At 71.1% G+C, this 19,377-nt stretch carries 17 protein-coding genes; 6 read left to right on the plus strand and 11 right to left on the minus strand.

Going from position 1 to position 19,377, the window contains the following annotated elements; genetic code table 11:
- Window positions 1–118 precede the first annotated feature (118 nt).
- From OG948_RS25815 to OG948_RS25835, 5 genes are all read right to left on the minus strand, one after another.
- Window positions 119–1,129, minus strand: a complete 1,011-nt coding sequence (locus OG948_RS25815; protein ID WP_406298733.1) for a hypothetical protein — start codon at window positions 1,127–1,129, stop codon at window positions 119–121.
- Between the two features lie 111 nt (window positions 1,130–1,240).
- Window positions 1,241–2,272, minus strand: coding sequence for a hypothetical protein (locus OG948_RS25820; protein ID WP_406298734.1), 1,032 nt, complete (start codon window positions 2,270–2,272; stop codon window positions 1,241–1,243).
- Window positions 2,273–2,512: 240 nt separating this feature from the next.
- Complete coding sequence (locus OG948_RS25825) at window positions 2,513–3,616, minus strand: N-acetylmuramoyl-L-alanine amidase (RefSeq protein ID WP_406298735.1); 1,104 nt, start codon at window positions 3,614–3,616, stop codon at window positions 2,513–2,515.
- Window positions 3,606–4,898 carry a hypothetical protein gene (locus tag OG948_RS25830; RefSeq protein WP_406298736.1) on the minus strand — a complete coding sequence of 431 codons (1,293 nt, stop codon included), beginning with the start codon at window positions 4,896–4,898 and terminating at the stop codon, window positions 3,606–3,608. Before OG948_RS25830 ends, OG948_RS25825 begins: the two co-directional genes overlap by 11 nt.
- 323 nt (window positions 4,899–5,221) lie before the next feature.
- Window positions 5,222–5,860, minus strand: a complete 639-nt coding sequence (locus OG948_RS25835; RefSeq protein ID WP_395869485.1) for a class I SAM-dependent methyltransferase — start codon at window positions 5,858–5,860, stop codon at window positions 5,222–5,224.
- 195 nt (window positions 5,861–6,055) lie between these two features.
- Between OG948_RS25835 and OG948_RS25840 the strand changes: the two genes are divergently transcribed.
- Window positions 6,056–8,260 carry an acyl-CoA dehydrogenase gene (locus OG948_RS25840; RefSeq protein ID WP_406298737.1) on the plus strand — a complete coding sequence of 735 codons (2,205 nt, stop codon included), beginning with the start codon at window positions 6,056–6,058 and terminating at the stop codon, window positions 8,258–8,260.
- A 130-nt stretch (window positions 8,261–8,390) separates the two neighbouring features.
- Window positions 8,391–9,593, plus strand: a complete 1,203-nt coding sequence (locus tag OG948_RS25845) for a lipid-transfer protein (RefSeq protein ID WP_406298738.1) — start codon at window positions 8,391–8,393, stop codon at window positions 9,591–9,593.
- Between the two features lie 194 nt (window positions 9,594–9,787).
- On the opposite strand, the gene OG948_RS25850 is transcribed toward OG948_RS25845, so the two are convergent.
- Window positions 9,788–11,080 (minus strand): NYN domain-containing protein, encoded by a 1,293-nt coding sequence (locus OG948_RS25850; RefSeq protein WP_406298739.1) that lies wholly within the window; start codon window positions 11,078–11,080, stop codon window positions 9,788–9,790.
- A gap of 187 nt (window positions 11,081–11,267) precedes the next feature.
- Between OG948_RS25850 and OG948_RS25855 the strand changes: the two genes are divergently transcribed.
- Window positions 11,268–12,950 carry a long-chain-fatty-acid--CoA ligase gene (locus OG948_RS25855; protein ID WP_406298740.1) on the plus strand — a complete coding sequence of 561 codons (1,683 nt, stop codon included), beginning with the start codon at window positions 11,268–11,270 and terminating at the stop codon, window positions 12,948–12,950.
- 37 nt (window positions 12,951–12,987) lie between these two features.
- Here the strand turns inward: OG948_RS25855 and OG948_RS25860 are convergent, their stop codons facing one another.
- From OG948_RS25860 to OG948_RS25880, 5 genes are all read right to left on the minus strand, one after another.
- The gene (locus OG948_RS25860; protein WP_406298741.1) at window positions 12,988–13,632 is read right to left on the minus strand and encodes a LysE family translocator; all 645 of its coding nucleotides are present in this window, start codon (window positions 13,630–13,632) and stop codon (window positions 12,988–12,990) included.
- 349 nt (window positions 13,633–13,981) lie between these two features.
- A complete protein-coding gene (gene merB, locus OG948_RS25865) occupies window positions 13,982–14,632 on the minus strand; it encodes an organomercurial lyase (RefSeq protein WP_406298742.1) in 651 nt (216 codons plus the stop codon).
- On the minus strand, window positions 14,629–15,609 hold the full coding sequence (gene rarD, locus OG948_RS25870; RefSeq protein WP_406298743.1) for an EamA family transporter RarD: 981 nt from the start codon (window positions 15,607–15,609) through the stop codon (window positions 14,629–14,631). Before rarD ends, merB begins: the two co-directional genes overlap by 4 nt.
- A 92-nt stretch (window positions 15,610–15,701) precedes the next feature.
- Window positions 15,702–16,589 (minus strand): SDR family NAD(P)-dependent oxidoreductase, encoded by an 888-nt coding sequence (locus tag OG948_RS25875; protein ID WP_406298744.1) that lies wholly within the window; start codon window positions 16,587–16,589, stop codon window positions 15,702–15,704.
- Between the two features lie 83 nt (window positions 16,590–16,672).
- Window positions 16,673–16,930, minus strand: coding sequence for a hypothetical protein (locus tag OG948_RS25880; protein WP_406298745.1), 258 nt, complete (start codon window positions 16,928–16,930; stop codon window positions 16,673–16,675).
- Window positions 16,931–17,088: 158 nt separating this feature from the next.
- On the opposite strand from OG948_RS25880, the gene OG948_RS25885 reads away from it, so the two are divergent.
- From OG948_RS25885 to OG948_RS25895, 3 genes are all read left to right on the plus strand, one after another.
- Window positions 17,089–17,703 (plus strand): TetR/AcrR family transcriptional regulator, encoded by a 615-nt coding sequence (locus OG948_RS25885; protein ID WP_406298746.1) that lies wholly within the window; start codon window positions 17,089–17,091, stop codon window positions 17,701–17,703.
- Between the two features lie 373 nt (window positions 17,704–18,076).
- A complete protein-coding gene (locus OG948_RS25890; RefSeq protein WP_406298747.1) occupies window positions 18,077–19,186 on the plus strand; it encodes a Scr1 family TA system antitoxin-like transcriptional regulator in 1,110 nt (369 codons plus the stop codon).
- Window positions 19,156–19,269: a DUF397 domain-containing protein gene (locus OG948_RS25895; RefSeq protein ID WP_406298748.1), complete on the plus strand. Its 114-nt coding sequence runs from the start codon at window positions 19,156–19,158 to the stop codon at window positions 19,267–19,269. Before OG948_RS25890 ends, OG948_RS25895 begins: the two co-directional genes overlap by 31 nt.
- Window positions 19,270–19,377: the final 108 nt, after the last annotated feature.

The following is a 19,377-nucleotide window of genomic DNA, read 5'->3' on the forward strand; positions in this document are numbered from 1 at the left end:
CGACGTCGCCCCCGCGCGTCCCCGGTGCATTGGTCCGGGGACACTGTGCCAGACGGGGGAACGATCTGTACCCCGACCCCACGCGACGCGCCGTATGGGGGCATTTTTTCAAAGATGTCTATTCGCCCCGCTGAATGCCCGTCAGATCGGTCAACACGCCCTGTAGGCCGTCGATATCGATGACGATGCCGCCGTCTCGCACGCCCACCGCGAGATACCACACGCCGGGGTGCAGCGTGGCCACCGCGTCACCGGGGTGGTCGAGCGGCCGGAGCGGCCTTTGTTCGGGCACGGCCAGCCAGTACTGCTCGAACGTGCCCGGATCGCCCGATTCCGGCCCCGGGGTGTGGACCGGGTTCGCGACCGGGGCGGGCTCCGGTTCGTCCGACTTGTACAGCAGTACCGGCGGTTGCACGGCGGGCGGCTGCATCGGCGGCGTCAGCGGCGGGGGAGTGTTGCCGGACGACCCGTAGACCGGCGGCGCGACGGGCGGCGGGACCGGGAAGCCGCCGGTGCCGGGCGGGCCGGGCGGATACCCGCCGGGAGCGCCGGGGAAGCCGCCGCCGGGGTAGCCCTGCCAGTTGTTCTCGCGCGGACGCACCAATGGGACGTTGAGCCCGCCGACCCGGTCGACGGTCAGCAGCAGCAGCGCCTGGAGCACGGCGAAGCCCGCCAGCCCCCACGCGCCCCAGCCGTGGCCGGCGTCCACGGTCGCCTGCGCGTCGCCGTTGGAGCGGGCGATCCGCTCGGCGGCGTGCGCCAACTTCTCGTAGCCGCCGTCCGCGCCGAACACGGCCCACACCGCGCTCCACGCCGACGCGACGCCCAACGCGATGCCCCACTGGCGAAACGCCAGGCCGCCGAACTGGATCTCGGTCGGCTGCGGCGATCCCGGCCGGATCGTGTACCGGCCGATCAGCAGCAGCACCAGCGAGATCGAGGACAACAGTACGACGGCGGGCGCGAGCGGCCAGAAGTCGCCGATCCACGCCGAATAGTCGGTGGTCCCCTCGGTGATGCGTTTGCCCTTGGTGGTCACCGTGTACCAGGGGAGAAACGAGAAGACCAGAACTCCGATCGCCGCCACCGCGACGATCAGATCACCTCGGGTGACGCCTTTGCGTGGCATCGTGCTCCTCCCTGACGGGGCTTTTCGTACTGCTCGGAATTGCCGTGCGTCTGCTGCGCCGATCCGGTGCCGGTGCGGGTGACCGCACCGGCACCGGCACCTGACGTACCGTCATTCTCCGCGCTGGATCCCGGAGACGTCGCCGAGGACCCCTCGGACGCCGTCGACCTCGACCAGGACGCCGCCCGGGTGCGGGGCGACCGCGAGGTACCACTGGCCGGTCTGGAGGGTGGCCACCGGCGTCTTGGACAGACCCTCGGTGGGTGCCAGCGGGCGGGCCTCCGGTACGGCGAACCAGAACTGCGCGAACTCGCGCGCGTCCTGGCCGGCCGCGGCCGGGGCGGGCTGCCCGGTGGCGGCCGGCGTGAGGCCGGATCCGCCGGCGACCGCGGTGCCCGTGCCGGTGCCGGCGTCCGGCGGCGGCATGTGGGCCGGTACGCCGGCCATCGGCGCGCCGGCGCCCGTGGCGCCCGGTGCCGGGTAGGCGGGCGGCGGGTAGCCGCCGGTGGCGTTCGGCAGCGGGTAGCCGGTGTTCGGGTCGACCGGAGCCGGGTAGCCGCCGGTCCCGTTCGGCGGGGGATAGCCCCACGGCTGCTGCGGCACCGGGCTGAACAGCGGCGCGGCCAGGCTGGGGATGCGATCCCCGATGATCAGGAAGAGCGCCGCGACGAGCCCGGCCACCATCATCAACCACGCGAAGACGGTGGGTCCGGTGTCGATCGAGTAGCGGGAGGAACCGGAGCCCTCGTACATGTCGCCGAGCATGCCGCCCGCCCCGAAGGGGGCGAAGAAGCCGCTGATCGCGCCGGTGACGCCGAACGCGATCGCCCACTGGCGCGGGGCCAGTCCGAGCACCGGCTTGTCCGGTTGGGCCGCGAAGCGGCCGATCACCATGAGCAGGACCGCCAGCAGCGGCACCAGTACCACGGCCGGCATCAACGGATAGAAGTTGACCGTCCAGGCGTTCCAGCCCTTGCTCTGACTACGGCCGCTGCCCAGCGGGTCGTCGTCGTCGCTGCTGCTGCTGCTGCCGCCGCCGAAGGACGCGCTGATTTCGTAGTATTTGAAGAACGAGAAGATGAAGATCAGGACGATCGCGAGAATGACGATCGCATCGCCCCTCGTGATCCCTTTCCGGTTCAACGTTTCTCCTTAGAGGTACGGAGGGGGACGTGACGCCGACGGCGCGGACGCGCCGTAGGACGTGCGGTGCGTGGACGGCTCGTGCCGGGCCCGAGCGTGCGGCTCGCGGCGGTCGGTTGGCCCGACCCGGAACCGTCCGGTGGTGCACGGCGCGCGTGGACGCCGCGAAGCGGGGACCGTCACCGTCGCGTGCGCGGCGAGAACGGTCGGGAAGACCCTAGGGGACGAGTGACTCGCGGCTCACGTCCCCTTCAGGAGATAGGCCGTGATCCCGGTCGCGATCCCGGACGCGGCGCGTTCGCGCCAGTTCGGGTCGGTGAACTGCGCGGCGTCCGAGGCGTTGCGCATGTTGCCGCATTCGATGAACACCTTGGGTCGGGTGGACAGGTTCAACCCGCCGAGATCGGTGCGGGTGACCAGACCGTCGTCGGTGCCGAGGTAGGTCGCCGGGCTCGTGGCGGTCGCGGCCCGGAAGGCGGCGGCCAGGGTGCCGCCCAAGGCGCGCGAGGGGGCCAGGATCGCGGTGGTGTCGACGTTCTTGTCCTTGACCGGGGCGGGCAGGATGACATGGAAACCGCGCCCGCTCGCCGGTCCGCCGTCGGCGTGGATGGACACGATCGCGTCCGCCCGGGCCGCGTTGCCGCGCGCCGCCCGCTCGTCCACGCACGGACCCCAGGCCTCGGTCTCCCAGGTGAAGAGCACGGTCGCGCCCTGGGCCTCCAGGAGCCGCTTGGTGCGATGTGCCACGTCCAGGGTGAACTCGGCCTCGGTGTAGCCCTTGTCGGTCTCGGTGCCGGTGGTGTCGCACTCCTTGGACAACCCGCCCGCGTACACCTGCTTGTTGATCTCGCGGGAATGGCCGCCATTGCCCGGATTGTGGCCCGGGTCGATCATCACCACGCGGCCGGACAGCGGCAGTCCGGTGGTCCCGGCGCGCGGAGGCGGGCCGGCCGAGGTCGCCGGCGCGCCGATCGGCGGTGCGTCGGACGGCTGTTGCCCGCCCGGCGAGGAGGTCGCCATCGGGGCCGGCGCGCCGCCGGAGGTCGCCGGGTCGGTGGAGTCGGCCGGCGCGCCGGGGGTGACGGCGGTCGGGATCGGCCGCCCGACGTCGGCGCGGGCCTTGTCGTGTCCGTCCGGCCAGGCCACCGCGATCGTGGTGCCGGTCGCGGCGAGCGCGAGCGCGAGCACGGTCAGGGTGATCCGGCGACGCCGGCGCAACCGGTCGCGCGCTGCCTCGAGTCGGGCCTCGTCCGACGCGGAGTGGCCGAAGAAGCCGTCTCCTCGGCGGTACGGAAAGCCGGGGTCGTCGGGCCGACCGCGGTCGTCACGGCGGTCAGAGGTCAAGTTCACTCCTGGACGTGAGGCCGTACCGCGACGCGAGCGAGTTCCAGGTCTCGACGAACGACTTCTTCGCGGTGGACGCCTCGGCGCTGATCGTGGCGCCGTCGTCGTAGAGCGATCGGGTACCCGGACAACCCGAGTCGGCGGCCGACTGCGCCCATGCGGCGAAAGCCCGGTCGGCGCGCGCCGACGCGGTCCACGCGGTGCGCAACGTCGGTGCGGCGGACTGGAGTTCCGGGACGCCGTCGAAGCGCATCGCGTCCAGTTGGGTGACCAGTTGATCGCGTTGCGCGGCGGCGTCGAGCAGCGCGGAGCGGGACGCGGCCAGCGCCGAGCACGAGCCGACGTTGTTCACCGCGTCGATCACCGCCTGCCGCGACGAACCGCTGCGCGAGAGCAGCGAGTCCAGCGCCGCGGCCTGGGTGCGGCCGTCCGGCGGGGCGGTGGTCGGCGGCTGGGTGGTCACCACCGCGCTCTGCGTCGGGGGCGGGGCGGGGGGCAGGCCCGACCGGTCGCCCGAGGGAGTCGGGGAGGCCGCCGCGGATTGTCCGGCACTCTGCGAGCCGTGCGCGGCCGGTTCCTTCTTGTCGTCCTCCCACGGCCGCAGCGCGAACAGCGTGCCCAGCGCGGCGACGAAGACGACGGCGACCACGACGAGCAGCAGCGTGCGCTCGAAGGATGGGCCGGGCGGGGTCGGGGACAGCGGTCCCGGCGGCGGCGGGCCGGCCGCGCGATACCAGTCCGGCGCGGCCGGTACGTCCCGCGCCGGCGGCACGCCGAAGCCGTGCACGGGAGTGTGCGCCGCGTCGGCGAAGGTGCCGCCCGGGGGCATCGGCGAGGGGCCGCGCTCGTGCTGGAACCAATCGGCGGTCGGGGCCGGTTCGCCCGGCGGCGCGGACGGGCGGGGCGGCGGCGGGGCGGGAACCGGCCATGCGGGCGGCGGCGGCCCGGCCGGCAGACCGCGCGCGGCGGGGTTGTCCACCGTGTCCTGGTCCTCGAGCGAGCGAGGCGCACCGGGTGGAGGGGGTGGCCCGAGTGGTACGGGAGGCGCGGGTGGTGTGGGCGGTGCGGCCGGCCCCGGAGGCGCGGCCGGCAGGTGTGCCGTCGGCTGGTGGTGCGGTCGCGGCGGCGTGTCCGGGTTCACCACGGTCGGCGGTGCGGCCGGTCGGCGGCGGACCCAACCGCCCACACCGCCGTTGGCCGAACGGTCCCAGACGGTCTCGAACCGCTCGCCGTCCGCCTCGGGTTCGCCGGGCCGGTCGTCGTGCTGTTGTTGATCGGACATCAAGATCCCCCCGCGTCCTTCCCGGAACGGCATTGTCCCAGCAAACGGGACCCGCGCGGGACCGGATCCGATTGCTTTCGGAAATCGAATCAGGCTCGATTCTCTCTTGACCGGGTCCGCGGGGCGTGTGTGGGGGCGACGGGGCAGACCGCCGACCCGGCGGGTTCGGGGCGGGTCGGTGGTGGGTCCCGGTCGCCGCGGACCTGGTCGGATGGGGCCGATCTGCCCGGGTGTGAGGCGTCTGGGGGCCGAGTTGCCTCGGATCCGGGTCGCCTCGGGTTCGGTCCGTCCTGAGTCCGCGCCGCTTCCGTCCCCGGGCCCGCTCAGATGCCCGGCGCGATCCGCCGCAGCACCCGCAGCGACCCGTCGCCGGGCAGTTCCTCGAACGCGCCCGACGCCAGCGCGCGCAGGTAGACCCGGTACGGCGCCTGACCGCCGTCGGCCGGATCCGGGAACACGTCGTGGATCAGCAGCAGCCCGCCGACCGCGACATGCGGCGCCCAGCCCTCGTAGTCGCCCTGCGCGTGCTCGTCGGTGTGCCCGCCGTCGATGAACACCAGGCCCACCGGGGTGTTCCACAGCGGGGCGATCACCCGGCTGTGCCCGACCAGGGCCACCACGTACGGCTCCAGGCCACTGCGGTACAGCGTGCGCCGAAAGCGCGGCAGCGTGTCCATCACGCCGACCTCGGGGTCGACCAGGGTCGGGTCGTGGTACTCCCAGCCGGGTTGCTGCTCCTCGGAGCCCCGGTGGTGGTCGAGGGTGACCACCACGGTGCCGGCGTCGCGGGCGACCGCGGCGAGCAGGATCGTCGAGCGACCGCAGTAGGTGCCGAGTTCGACCAGCGGGCCGACCTTGGCGGCCTCGGTCGCCGCCGCGTACAGCGCGTCGCCCTCGTTCGCCGGCATGAATCCGGTGGCGGCCTCGAACGCGGCCCGCACGGCGGGGTCGATGGTGCTCATCCTGGGGTTCTCCTTGATCGAGCCGCGCGCGGCGCACCGGGTCGGTGCGACCCCGGGGCCGCCATGCTGCCGCAGCCGCGCCCGCGGCACCGTGTCGGGGGCCACATCGGGCCCCTCGACGGCACTTCGGTCTCCCGAATAATTGAAACGGGTTCTACTATCGCAAGTACTGGACCGAGTCACGGAAGGCGCGATATGGCCATCGGCATCACGGAGGAGCACCGCTCCCTGGCGGAATCGGTACACGGGTGGGTGCAACGTGTTGCACCCATCGGAGAGGTGCGCCGGGTGCTGGAGGCGGCGGCCGAGGAACGGCCCGGTCACTGGGCCGGCCTGGCCGAACAGGGCCTGCTCGGCATGCATGTCGCGGAGGAGTTCGGCGGCGCGGGGTACGGCCTGGTGGAGACCGTCGTGGCGCTGGAGCAGGCCGGTCAGGGCATGCTGCCCGGCCCGTTCCTGCCCACCGTCCTGGCTTCGGCGCTGATCCAGGCGGACGGCGGCGACGCGGCCAAGGAACTGCTGCCGGGCCTGGTGGACGGCACTTTGATCGGTGCGGTCGCGGTCGGCCCCGGCACCGTGGCGGCGAGCGAGGAGGCGGGCGGCCTGCGGGTGACCGGCGTGGCCACGCCGATCCTGGGCGGCGCGCTCGCCGACGTGCTGGTGCTGGCCGCGCGCCGGGCCGACGGCACGCCCGCGTACGTGGTGGTGGACGCCGCGGACGTGAGCGTGCGGGCGCTCAAGAGCGTGGACCCGACCCGACGCAGCGCCGAGGTCACGGTGGACACCGTGGTCCCGGCCGGGCGCGTACTCGGCGGTGTGGACGAGGACCTGGCCCGCGACCTGGTGGCCGTACTGCTGTCCGCCGAGGCGTGCGGGGTGGCCGCCTGGGCGCTGACCACGGCGACCGAATACGCCAAGGTGCGCGAGCAGTTCGGTCGGCCGATCGGCCAGTTCCAGGCGATCAAGCACCTGTGCGCGGACATGTTGGTGCGCGTCGAGCAGTCGCGCGCGGTCACCTGGGACGCGTCGCGCGCGATCGACGCGGGCTCGGACGCGCCGACCCGGTCCTTGACCGCGGCGATCGCCGCCACGTACGCGATCGAGGCGGCGTTCACCACCACCAAGGACTGCGTGCAGATCCTCGGTGGCATCGGCTTCACCTGGGAGCACGACGCGCACATCTACCTGCGTCGCGGTCTGACGCTGCGCCAGTACGCCGGGCCCGCCGCGTACTGGCGGCTGCGTGTGTGCGAGTTGGCGAGCGCCGGCGCGCGCCGCGAACTGGTCCTGGACCTGCCCGAGGAGGCGGAGGGCCTGCGCGACACCGCGCGCGCGATCCTGACCGAGGTGGTCGGCGAGTCCGGCGCCGAGCAGCGCGCCAGGCTGGCCCCGCTCGGTTACGCGGCGCCGTACCTGCCCAAGCCGTACGGCATCGGCGCCGGTCCGGTCGAGCAGTTGGTGATCCAGCAGGAGATGAAGGCGCTGGGCGTGCGGCTGCCGGACATCACCATGGGCAACTGGGTGATCCCGTCGTTGATCGCGTACGGCACGCCGGCCCAGCAGGAGCGCTTCGCGCCGCCCACGCTGCGCGGCGAGATCCAGTGGTGCCAACTGTTCTCCGAGCCCGGCGCGGGTTCGGACCTGGCCGCGATCAGCACCCGCGCGACGCGGACCGAGGGCGGCTGGCTGATCAACGGGCAGAAGGTGTGGACCTCGCGGGCCCGGGAGTCGCAGTGGGGCATCCTGCTCGCGCGCACCTCGCCGGACAAGCCCAAGCACGAGGGCCTGACCTACTTCATCGTGGACATGGCCGCGGCGGGCCTGGACATCCGGCCGCTCAAGGAGATCAGCGGCCTGGCGATGTTCAACGAGATCTTCCTCGAAGACCTCTTCGTGCCGGACGACATGGTCGTCGGCAAGGTCGACGAGGGCTGGCAGGTGGCCCGCAACACGCTGGGCAACGAGCGGGTGCACATGGGCGCGGGCAGTTCGTTCGGCGCGGGCATCGCGAACCTGGTCGCGGCGGTGAACGGTCCGGCGGGCGAGTTCGTGGACGGCGGCTTCCGCGAGCGGCTCGGCGCGCTGGTGGCCGAGGCGTCCTCGCTCGCGCTGATCGAACTGCGCACCACGCTGGCCCGGTTGTCCGGCCTGGAGCCGGGCGCGGGCGCGTCGGTGCGCAAGCTGGTCGGCACGCCGCACCAGCAGCGCGAGTCCGAGCTCTCGCTCGAACTGCTCGGCCCGCTGGGCGCGGTGGACGAGGGCGCGGGGCAGCAGGCGGCGTTCGGCTTCCTGATGAGCCGCTGCCTGACCATCGCCGGAGGCACCACCCAGGTCCAGCTCAACGTGGTCGGCGAGCGCATCCTCGGGCTGCCCAGGGACCCGCAGCCGGCCGAGAAGTAGTTCCTTCGTTTCGTTCGGTTCGGTCTGTCTGTTTTGTTCATTCAGTTCGTTCCGTTGGTTCCGTTGGTTCCGTTAGTTCCTTTCGTTCGGTGTTCCGTTCAGTGGTTCTCTTTCAGTGGGAGTTCGCGACATGGCACAAAAGGCGTTCATCGTCGGCGTCGGCATGACCAAGTTCGAGAAGCCGGAGAGCCGCGACTGGCAGTACTGGGACATGGTCAAGGAGGCCGGCGACAAAGCCCTGGCGGACGCGGGCGTCGGCTACGACCTGGTCGAGCAGGCGCCGGTCGGCTACTGCTTCCAGGCGTCCACCGCGGGCCAGCGCGCGGTGTACGAGCTGGGTCTGACCGGCGTGCCGGTCTACAACGTCAACAACAACTGCGCAACCGGCTCGTCCGCGCTGATGATGGCCCGTCAGTTCGTCGCGGGCGGGCTGAACGACTGTGTGCTCGCGATCGGCTTCGAGAAGATGAAGCGCGGATCGTTGGGCGGGGGTGGCGAGGGCGACTTCTCCACGTCGCCGGTCGCGCGGCACTACAAGATCATGGGCGACGCGCACGGGTTCTCGATGACCGCGCCGCCGACCGCGCAGATCTTCGGCAACGCGGCGCGTGAGCACATGGCCCGCTACGGCACCACCGCCGAGCAGATCGCGCACGTGGGCGTCAAGAACCACCGGCACTCGGTGAACAACCCGTACGCGCAGTTCCAGGTCGAGTACTCGCTCGAAGAGGTGCTCGGCGCCAAGGAGATCCACTCGCCGCTCACCCGGCTCCAGTGCTCGCCCACCTCGGACGGTGCCGCCGCGGCGCTCGTGGTCAGCGAGCGCTTCGTGCGCGAACACGGTCTTCAGAACCAGGCGATCGAGATCGTGGCCCAGTCGATGACCACCGACACCGAGGAGAGCTTCGCCTCGAACACGTGCATCGACGTGGTCGGCAAGCCGATGTCGGCCGCGGCCGGTCGGCAGGTCTTCGAGCAGTCCGGTCTGGGCATCGAGGACGTCGACGTGATCGAGCTGCACGACTGCTTCTCGATCAACGAGATCCTCACCTACGAGGCGCTGGGCATGTGCGGCGAGGGGGAGGGCGGCAAGCTGGTCGCCGAGGGGGCCACCACATACGGCGGGCGCTGGGTGGTCAACCCGTCCGGCGGCCTGATCTCCAAGGGTCACCCGCTGGGCGCCACCGGCCTGGCCCAGGCCGCCGAGATCAGTTGGCAGCTGCGCGGGCTGGCGGACGCGCGCCAGGTCGCCGACGCCAAGGTCGGCCTGACGCACAACATCGGTCTGGGCGGTGCGGCTGTCGTGGGGCTGTACCGCCGGGGTCAGTTCTAGTCGTTGCCGGTTGTCACCGGTCGTTGCCGTCGCGGCGGGTGCTTGCCGGTGGTGGGTTGCCGGTCGTCGCCAGTCGCTTCCGGTCGTGCGGGTTGTCGTGATTGTCGCGTTCTCGCCGCGCCGGGTCGGCGTCCGTGGGGCGGCTCGGCATCGGGACGGGTGCGGCGTGGGGCCGCACCCGTCGTCGGGTGCGGTCAGCCGCCGTTGGCGCCCGGGACGATGGTGAGGTCGGGCGCCATTCGGTTCGCGGTCGTGGTCTTGCCGTGCAGCCACTCGGTCAGCATGGCGCGCTCGGTGTCGTTCAGGTACAGCCGGGCGTTGGCGCACAACGTCTCGACGTTGCGCAGGAACGCGACGGCCAGGTCGTCGGCGGAGGCGACCGGGTGTGCGGTGGAGGACCAGTAGCCGGAGTAGACCAGCCCCGTGGTGACGAACGCGATCGCCTTGCGGGCGATGGTCTGCATGCGCTCGGCGCACCGGTCGCGGACCGCGCCCGAGGTCTGGTTGCCCTGGAAGCCGTTCTCGCTGACCTCGGCGTGCAGTTCCTCGAAGAGCACGTGGTACTCCTCCGGGGACAGCCGGGGCGCACCCGTGACCGTGGCCACCCGGTCGATCAGGTCGCGGACCGGCTCGCGTACGTGGTCCATCCGACCCTGGCCGTTGGGACGTGCCGAGGGCGGCTGATGTCGGGTCCGGTCGTAGATGTATCCAGGGGGGACCCGGCTGATCAGCAGCTTCTCGTCGGAGCCCTGCTCCAGCATCAGTTCGAGCAGGGACGAGAAGGTGGCCGCGCCGCCCCAGCGGGTGCGGGTGACCTGCTCCCGGCCGACCTGCTGGAGCACCGAGTGGGCCAGCGTCGCGAGCACGATCGGCTCCTCGGACCCGCCGAGTTGCTCGCGTACGTGTGCCATCACCTGTTCGCGCACGCCCTCGTCGGCCGGCGCGACGTCGATCTCGTCGCGCAGGGCCCGTTCGATGAACTCCTGGTCGCTGATCACCACGTCCCCCGCCGCGACGTACGCCTGGGCGGCCGGACCGCTCGCGATCACCATGGTGCGCCGGTCGTGGCTGCGCAGCCGAAGCAGCACGGGCGTGAAGTCCGCGTCCGCGCTCATGATGATGACCTCGTCGAACCGGGTCGAGTGTTGGAGCGTGTCGAGGACGTCCATCACCATGTGGATGTCCGCGCTGTTCTTGCCCCGGCCCGTCAGCGGCGGGCAGTCGATCACGCGAAAGGCCGACCGCGTGAAGAAGGCCCGGTAACGGTCGTGCATGACCGGGTTGAGGTAACAGTTGCGCACGAGCAACGATCGGCGCAGGCCACGCTCGGTCGCCTCGTTCTCCAACCACTCCAACCACTGGGAGGGCTTGCGGGCGAAAATCTCCGCCGAAGCCCGATCCGTCTCGCGCAGCCCGCTGTAAATATTGTCAAAGTCAAGAAAAAGCGCGCTGCGAATTCTGCCTGGTATGCCCGAATCCATACTCATGTCCATGCCTGCCTCCCCCGATGCGTACGGCTTCAATCTGTCCGACGCGTCACGTGCGGGCAAGCGAGGCCACTTACGGTCCGGTTCCGATCTTGGCCGTCTTCCGATCCGCGCGCACCCGGGTTAGGTTGCCAAGGGAAAGCTTGATCGTGCCATGTACGTGTGTCTGTCCGTCAGGAGTCGTGCCGTGTCGGGACGTTGGACCACCACCCTGGACGAACTGCTGCGCGAGCGGGCCGCGGATTCCTCGGCCGCACTCCGATCCGAGGACCGGGTGTGGTCCTGGGCCGAAGTGGTCGCCGAGTCCGCGCGCCGGGCGGCGCTGCTGCGCGGGATGCGGGTCGAGGGCCGGCCGTGGCACATCGGGGTGATGCTGGAGAACGTCCCCGAGTTTCCGCTGCTGCTGGGTGCCGCGGCGCTGTCCGGCGCGGTGATCGTCGGGCTCAACCCGACCCGGGTCGGCTCCGAGCTCGCGCGCGACATCGATCACACCGACTGCTCGCTGGTGATCACCGACGCCACGCACCTGGCGCAGCTACGCACCGCCGCGCCGGACTTCCCGGCGGACCGGCTGCTGTGCGTGGACGACCCGTCTTGGGCGGCGGCGCTCGAGCCGTACGCGGACGCCGAGCCGCCGGCGGAGCGACCGGCGGTCGAGGACACCTTCATGCTGATCCTCACCTCGGGGACCACGGGGCATCCCAAGGCGGTGATCTGCTCGCAGGGCAAGATCGCCTCGCAGGGGGCGAGCGTGGTGGCGATGGAACGGCTCACCGGCGCGGACGTCGCGTACTGCGCGATGCCGCTGTTCCACTCCAACGCGGTCATCACGTGCTGGGCGCCGGCGGTCGCGGCCGGGGCCGAACTGGTGTTGCGCCGGCGATTCTCCGCGTCCGGCTTCCTGCCCGACGTGCGGCGGTTCAAGGTCACCTACGCGAACTACGTGGGCAAGCCGCTGTCGTACATCCTGGCCACCCCGGAACTGCCCGACGACGCGGACAACCCGCTCACGCGCGTCTTCGGCAACGAGGGCGGGCCGCAGGACGTCGAGCGGTTCGCCCGGCGGTTCGGCTGCACGGTGCGGGACGGGTTCGGCTCGACCGAGGGCGGCCTGTCCTTCGTACCGGTCCCGGGCATGCCGCCGGGTGCGCTGGGCCGACCCAACGGCGAGATCCGGATCCTGAACCAGGACACCCGCGAGGAGTGCCCGCCGGCGGTCTTCGACGCCGAGGGCCGGATGACCAACGTCGAGGAGGCGGTGGGCGAGCTGGTCAACATCGGCGGCGCGGGTTCCTTCGAGGGCTACTACAACAACCCGGTGGCGACCGCGCAGCGCATGCGCAAGGGCTGGTACTGGAGCGGCGACCTGGCCTACCGGACCGAGGACGGCCTGATCTTCTTCGCGGGCCGCAGCGGTGAATGGCTGCGGGTGGGCGGGGAGAACTTCGGCGCCACACCGGTCACCCGGATCCTGTCCCGGCACCCGGACGTCGCGGTGGCGACGGTGTACGGCGTGGCCGACGAGGCGGCGGGCGACCAGGCGATGGCGGCCCTGGTGCTGCGCGAGGGCGCGAGCTTCGAACCGGCGGAGTTCGCCGCGTGGTTGGCGGACCAGTCGGACCTGTCCCGGGCCTGGCATCCGCGCTACGTCCGGATCGCCGCGGCGCTCCCACAGACCAGCACGAACAAGATCCTGACCCGCGTCCTGGTCCGCCAGGCCTGGTACACCGGCGCGGACGACTTGTGGTGGCGCGACGCGAAGGACGGCCCGTACCGACCCTTCACCGAGGCTGATCGCAAGACGCTGGAAACGGCGTTCGCCGACCGGGGACGGGCGCATATCTTGGCGCTGATGGAACGGGAGGGGTAGGGGCGGGGCGAGAGCGCGCGGGGGAGGGGCGCGGCTTTCAGCCGTCGGAGGCGGCGACGCCGATGCCGAAGGCGCCGATGACGGTGCCGGTCGAGGCGTCGAGGGTGCGGCGGAAGCGGGGGCGGCGGAGCTTGGCGCGCAGGCTGTTCGCGCCGAGGATGATCACCGCGAACCACACCATGCCCTCGATGTCGTGGACCAGCGCGAGCAGTATCCCGAAGGCGAGATGCGGCGTCCCGGACGGGATGAACTGCGGGATCATCGCCATGTAGAAGACGCCGACCTTGGGATTGGTCAGCGACGTCAGCACGCCGCGCCCCCACGCCGACCACAGTCCCGGAGCGGCCTTGGCGCCGGCCTCCACGCCGACCTCGACATCGGTGTACCGGTTTGCCCACGCGGCCCGCAGCAGCCCGTACGCCAGCCACGACAGGTAACAGGCACCGACGATTCGCAGGCTCGTATAGGCGACCCGGGATGTGGTCAGCACCGCCGAGACGCCGGCCGCCGCCGCGGCGCCCCAGACGAGCGTGCCGGACCCTATGCCGAGCGCGGTGGCGAACCCGTGCCGAGACCCCCGGGTGAGGGCGGCGCGCAGCACGATCGCGGTGTCCGGGCCCGGGATGATCGTCAGCAGCCCGGCGACCAGGGCGAACGAGGCGAGGTGCGTCAACACGTCCATGCGGTCATGCTGCCGGCCTCGCCCGAGGGTCCCGGCGGCGGGCGGCGATCGTCGCGCGACGTGCTGACATGTCGTCATGACCGAGTCCTGGCGGGCGTTTTGGGCGAGGTCGCGTACGGCCGGGGCGGACGGCCGATGCCGGGCCCGGGTTGGGGCGGGGCCGGGAACCGGGGCTCCAGCTGGAACCGAAACCGGGGTCGAGTGGGCGGGTGCGGGATCGGGTGGTGAGCCTCGCCCTCTGCGTGTGCGCGGCGAGGGCTCGGCGCGGGCGTGGTGCCGGGCGTGTTCCGGCGCGGGTGGGCCGTACCGGCGTTGACGGGTGGCGCCGTCGGGACGACGACGTCGCGTCTCACAGGCCCCAGAAGCGGCCTTCGAGTCCGATCGAGGCGAAGTAGGCCGCTGCCATGGCCGGGTCGCGGCGTTCGTAGCCTCGGTGCAGGCGGCCCTCGTACCAGTGCTCGGCCAGGCGCCACAGCGTGGTCAGGTCGAGCACGTGGCCGCGGGTCTGGCCGGTGCGGGCGAGCCAGCGATCCACGCAGCCCTCGTCGCAGAACAGTCGCTGGTTGCCGCACGCGTGCACCACGTCGTCCCACAGCATGGTGATCGGGACCAGGAAGTGCGCCACCTCGTCGCCCTTGGGCGGCTGTTCGGTACCCACGTTCCAGGCGAGTGCCCCCGCGCAGCCCGGGCAGCGGGTCGCGACGAGGACCTCTTCGTCGACCAGATGCGGCACCGCGAAGGAATCCCACGCGCAGCCGCCCCACCACAACGTGCGCGAGCCCATCACCGAGAAGCCCAACGGGACCGCGCTGAACGGATGCGCCATCACGATCGCCCCGTCGCGCAGCACGATGTGCCGCTGCTCGTGCAGGGTCCACAACCCCGCGCGCACGGTGAGCTCCGAGACCCCCAGGATCGCGGCCAACTCCTGGTCGGACGGCGCCCGCCCGGTGTCGGCGAAGCCCCGATAGACCGCCAGGCGCAACTGTTCGACGCTCACGAGGTCGCCTCTCGTTCGGGCGCGACGGTGACCGCAGTCTCCCGGGGCGCGGTGGTGACAGTGGCCTCGGGTGCCCGCTCGGGTACGAGGACGGCGACCCGATTGCGGCGGGACTGGCGGATCGCGTCGTAGGTGAGCACCGCGAGCGCCGTCCACACCAGGGCGAAGCCCGCCCACCGGGCCGCGGGCATCGGCTCGTGGTAGACCGAGACACCGATCCCGAACTGGATGATCGGGGCCAGGTATTGCAGCATGCCGATCGTGCTCAGCGGCACCGTGTTCGCGGCGACCGCGAAGCACAGCATGGGGATCACGGTGATCAGCCCCGCCGTCATCAGCATCAACGCCTGCGGCGTCCCCTCGTGCCCGAACGTGCCCTCACCGGTCCAGGCCAACCAGGTCAGGTAGCCGAGCGCGGGCAGGAACATCACCGCCGTCTCGGCCGTCATCGAGTGGGTGGCGGGGAGGTTCATCCGCTTCTTGACGTAGCCGTAGGTCGCGAACGACGCGGCCAGACTCAGCGCGATCCACGGGACTCGGCCGTAGGCGACGATCAGCACCACCACCGCCGCGATGCCCATCCCCACGGCGGTCCACTGGATCGCCCGCAGCCGCTCGCCGAGCACCACGACACCGATGCCGATCAGCACCAACGGGGTGATGAAGTAGCCCAACGAAGTCTCCACGACCTGGTCGTGGTTGACGCCGTAGATGTAGGCGCCCCAGTTGATCGAGATCATCACGGCGGCCAGCGTGACCGTGGCCAACTTGGCCGGGGCGCGCATGATCTCGCGGATCCAGGACCACTGCCGGAGCGCGGCGAGCAGGACGATCATGCACAGCAGTGACCAGGTCATCCGGTGCGCGAGGATCTCCACCGCGCCGGCCGGTTTGACGTGGGGCCAGTAGAGCGGGAAGAGACCCCACATGACGTAGGCCGCCGTGCCCAGGAGCAATCCGCGTCGTTCTGAACCCATGCCGCAGACGGTACTGGCGAATTGGCCTGCCGTCAGGGGCCAATCCGGAATGAGTGGATCCGCCCCTCGCGCGGCCGGGCGCCCCCGAGGTCTCAGTCGCCGTCACGGCTCATCGCCTCCCAGCGGTCGTATTCCTCGCGGCGGGCCCGGTCCAGCTCGGCGATCATGTCGTAGGCAGCGCCGCCCAGGATGATCCGGCGGGGCGGCTCGGGCAGATCGACGAGTCGCAGCAGCACCGCCGCCGCCCTGGCCGGGTCGGCGTCCTTCGACTCGGCCCACATCTCGGCCAGTTCGGCGCGCAGTGGCGCGTACGCCTCGTTCTCGGTGGTCATGGTCAGGCCGTGGGTGAACAGCGCCGTCTCGTAGCCGCCGGGCTGCACCAGGGTCACGTGCACCCCGAAGGCGGCCAGCTCCATCGCCAGGGCGCCGGTGACGTTCTCGAGCGCGGCCTTGCCCGCGCCGTACAGACCGGTGGACGCGAAGCCGACGGCGGAGCCCATCGAACCGATCTGGAGGATGTGCCCCGAGCCCTGCTCACGCAGGTAGGGCGCCGCGGCCTGGGTCACCCACAGCGCGCCGAAGAAGTTGACGTCGAAGTGCGCCCGGACCTGCTCCTCGGTCACCTCCTCGACCATGCCGATCAGACTGACGCCGGCGTTGTTGACGACGACGTCCAGCCCACCGAAGGTGGCGATGGCACGGGCCACGGTGCGGAACACCGCTCCGCGGTCGGCGACATCGAGGGGAAGGGCCACGAAGCGGCCCTCGTACTCGGCGGCGAGATCGCCGAGCGGCGCGACGTCCCGCGCGACGCCGACGACTCGATCGCCCGCCGCGAGCGCGGCCTCGGTGAAGGCCCGACCCAGGCCTCGCGACGCGCCGGTGATGAACCAGACGCGGGGCTCGCGGTCGGTGGGGCCGGTGACAGCGGTCGGTTCGGTGGCGGGGGTGGTGGCGTCGGCGACAGTGGCGGTGGTCATGAGCGTGGGCTCCTTCGTGTGGGTGGTGTCGGAGGGTTCGGAGGCCGCCGGCGGGGCGGTTCGTGCGGTGGTCGGGATCGGGCTCACCTCGGTCGGTAGCCGGACGAGGTCGCCGTGCGGCGGCCGGCCGGCGCGGGACGAGGTGCGGTGATCCGCGCCTCACGCCGGTGGCGCGGTCGGGGCGGCTCGGAGGGGGACACGACCCGAGGGGCGGCCGCGGCCGCGGCGGAGATCCGCAGACCGGTCGTGGTCGCGGTGCGGACATCGACGGCGGAGAACGCGTCGCTCGCGTCGGTCGCGGGTGCGGTGATCGGGGCGGCGGCGGTCGGGGTGCGGAACATGAGCGACAACTCCTCGGGGACGCGACGGCGAGAGCCATGCGGGACGAATCTCATGTGAGACGAGACGGTTCGTCTCGCTTCGAGATTCGAGCATGCATGCCCCGGATGCTCATGTCAAGACGAGACGGTTCGTCTCGTGGATCGGCTATGCTGTGCCCATGAGCATCGACAACACGAGCGGTGGCACCGCCGCGAAGCCGAACCCGTCCCGGCGCAGCGAACAGTCCCGCCGCGCGATCCTCGCTGCGGCCCGGGAGCTGGTCTCCGAGCTCGGTTTCGCGAAGCTCACGATCGAGGCCATCGCGGCGCGCGCGGGCGTCGGCAAGCAGACCATCTACCGGTGGTGGGGTTCCAAGGGCGAGGTCGTCTTCGAGGCGTTCCTGGCGTTGAGCGACCCGGGGGAGGGCATTGTGCTGCCCGATACGGGTGATATCGCGACGGACCTGAAGTACCTGATGCGCGAGACCGTCGCCGAGTTCGCCGATCCCGCGTTCGAGGGCCCGATCCGCGCACTCAACGCCGAGATCATCAACGACCCCAAGCTCGCCAGGCTCTACCACGAGAAGATGGCCGCCCCCGTCGACGAGGCCAAGAAGCAACGCCTGCGCAGCGCCCAGCGAGCCGGCCAGATCGCCCCGGACATAGACCTCGACCTGGCCCTCGAACTCCTCTACGCCCCCCTCTACCAACGCTGGCTCCTCCGCTCCGGCCCCCTCACCGAGCAATACGCCGACGCCTTGGTCGACTTGACTCTCAAGGCCCTCCGCCCCTGAGAGCCGAGTCCCGCGCCCGACCGACCACCGACGCTCCCCGGCCGCAATCGGCAGCGCGCTCCGAGGCGTTCGCGGGCCGAGCAGGCCGGTATCGGTCCCGCCCGTACCGGCAACTCCCGTGTGTTCTCCGGCGGTTCGAGGGGAGTAGGCCCGACCGCAGCAGGCCCGATGGGAGTCCGTGCCCGTGCGAGCGGATCGGCGGTGAGTGTTCCCCGCCGATCCGACCGGTGCCACGGCGCGCTCGGCGACGCGTTTGTCTACGTCCATGCCGAGGGCGTGAAGCTGTGGATCGGTGGGACCGCGACCCTGGATCGGCTATCGGGTACGCCCGGTGAACCGCGCCGGGCTGCCGGGTCGCCACCATCCGCCACCTGTGAAGAAGCATGAATTGGCGAAATGGGCTGATCAAGGTGGTTACCGTGTGTTTGGTGACCACCTTGGGGGCGTCGTGAAACGTTTGATCGAGCCGGGCAACCCGGCGTTCGTCGCCGCGCGGCACCAGCGTGGGTGGCACTCCCAGCAGCGGCTCGCGGACGCCTTCGAGCAGAAGGCTGTCGAATGCGGGTTTCGCATCGGTGTCAGCGTGCGTCAGGTCCGGCGCTGGGAGAGTGCCGAACCGCCGTGGCCGTCGAGCGACTACCAAACGGTCCTGGAGGCACTGTTCGGGCTGCCACTGACCATGCTTGGCTTTTCGCCACCGGTCGGCTCGCGCCGGTTCGAGGAGGAGATCGCGAGCGCCCAGGTCGTCGACATCGTCGAAGGACTGCACGAGGGCGAGCAATCCGGGTGGTGGCGCACCGACCCGAACGAAGGGTCCGGCGCCCGGGTCGATCGCCTTGTCCAGGTGGAACAACGGGCGGTCGTGACGCGGACGTACGCATCCAGCCTGATTCCCGGGCCTCTTCAGGTCTATGAGTATGCGGTGGCGGCGATCCGCGCCTATTTGCCCGCACTGCCCGAGGACGAAGTGATTCGGCGAGCGCGAAGGCGCACCGAGCGACTGGGTGACCTACAAGCGCACCCCGATGGATCACGCGCGCTGCTGTACATCATCGACGAGCCTGTCTTGCATCGTCCCGTGGGCAACGAAGCGATCCTGCGCAAGCAGCTCGCGCATCTGCTCGTCACGACGTCCGCGCTGCCTCACGTTCAACTTCGGGTGTTGCCGCTGTCCGCCGGCGGTCATCCGGGTATGGCCGGACCCTTCACGCTGTTCGACTTCGGGGACAGGCGCGTTGTGTACGCCGAGGCCCTCACCGGAGCCTCGTGGACTTCTCGGCCGGCCTGTCTCGCTGCGTACTCGCTCGCCTACGATCGACTCCAAGCGGCAGCGCTCACTGCGGACGAGTCAATGCAACGCGTTGCGCAGAGACTCGCGGAATTGGAGACGGCATGGATGCTCGCGGGCGATGGAAGACCAGCAGTCACAGTGGAGGAGAAGACTGCGTCGAGGTGGCGTCCCTGGGAGCCGCTGTCGGAGTGAGGGACAGCAAGGTCGCCGACTCGCCGGTGATCGCGGTCAACTCGGCCGCGTGGGCCCATCTCATAGAGCGTGCCGGTCGCTGATCGGCGCCTTTGGGTCGGGTGGCCGCTGCGGGCCGTTGGCGTCGATCTCGTTTCACGATTCGACAGATGACGTTCGAGAGCGTCGCTTGAGGGCCTGCGGGCCCGGCG

This window comes from Embleya sp. NBC_00888 (assembly GCF_045207655.1).
Classification (GTDB): domain Bacteria; phylum Actinomycetota; class Actinomycetes; order Streptomycetales; family Streptomycetaceae; genus Embleya.

Coding starts and splice junctions, on each gene's coding strand:
- OG948_RS25815 (WP_406298733.1), bottom strand. CDS start 1,129: ATGCCACGCAAAGGCGTCACCCGAGGTGATCTGATCGTCGCGGTGGCG.
- OG948_RS25830 (WP_406298736.1), bottom strand. CDS start 4,898: ATGTCCGATCAACAACAGCACGACGACCGGCCCGGCGAACCCGAGGCG.
- OG948_RS25835 (WP_395869485.1), bottom strand. CDS start 5,860: ATGAGCACCATCGACCCCGCCGTGCGGGCCGCGTTCGAGGCCGCCACC.
- OG948_RS25840 (WP_406298737.1), top strand. CDS start 6,056: ATGGCCATCGGCATCACGGAGGAGCACCGCTCCCTGGCGGAATCGGTA.
- OG948_RS25845 (WP_406298738.1), top strand. CDS start 8,391: ATGGCACAAAAGGCGTTCATCGTCGGCGTCGGCATGACCAAGTTCGAG.
- OG948_RS25850 (WP_406298739.1), bottom strand. CDS start 11,080: ATGAGTATGGATTCGGGCATACCAGGCAGAATTCGCAGCGCGCTTTTT.
- OG948_RS25860 (WP_406298741.1), bottom strand. CDS start 13,632: ATGGACGTGTTGACGCACCTCGCCTCGTTCGCCCTGGTCGCCGGGCTG.
- rarD (WP_406298743.1), bottom strand. CDS start 15,609: ATGGGTTCAGAACGACGCGGATTGCTCCTGGGCACGGCGGCCTACGTC.
- OG948_RS25875 (WP_406298744.1), bottom strand. CDS start 16,589: ATGACCACCGCCACTGTCGCCGACGCCACCACCCCCGCCACCGAACCG.
- OG948_RS25880 (WP_406298745.1), bottom strand. CDS start 16,930: ATGTTCCGCACCCCGACCGCCGCCGCCCCGATCACCGCACCCGCGACC.
- OG948_RS25885 (WP_406298746.1), top strand. CDS start 17,089: ATGAGCATCGACAACACGAGCGGTGGCACCGCCGCGAAGCCGAACCCG.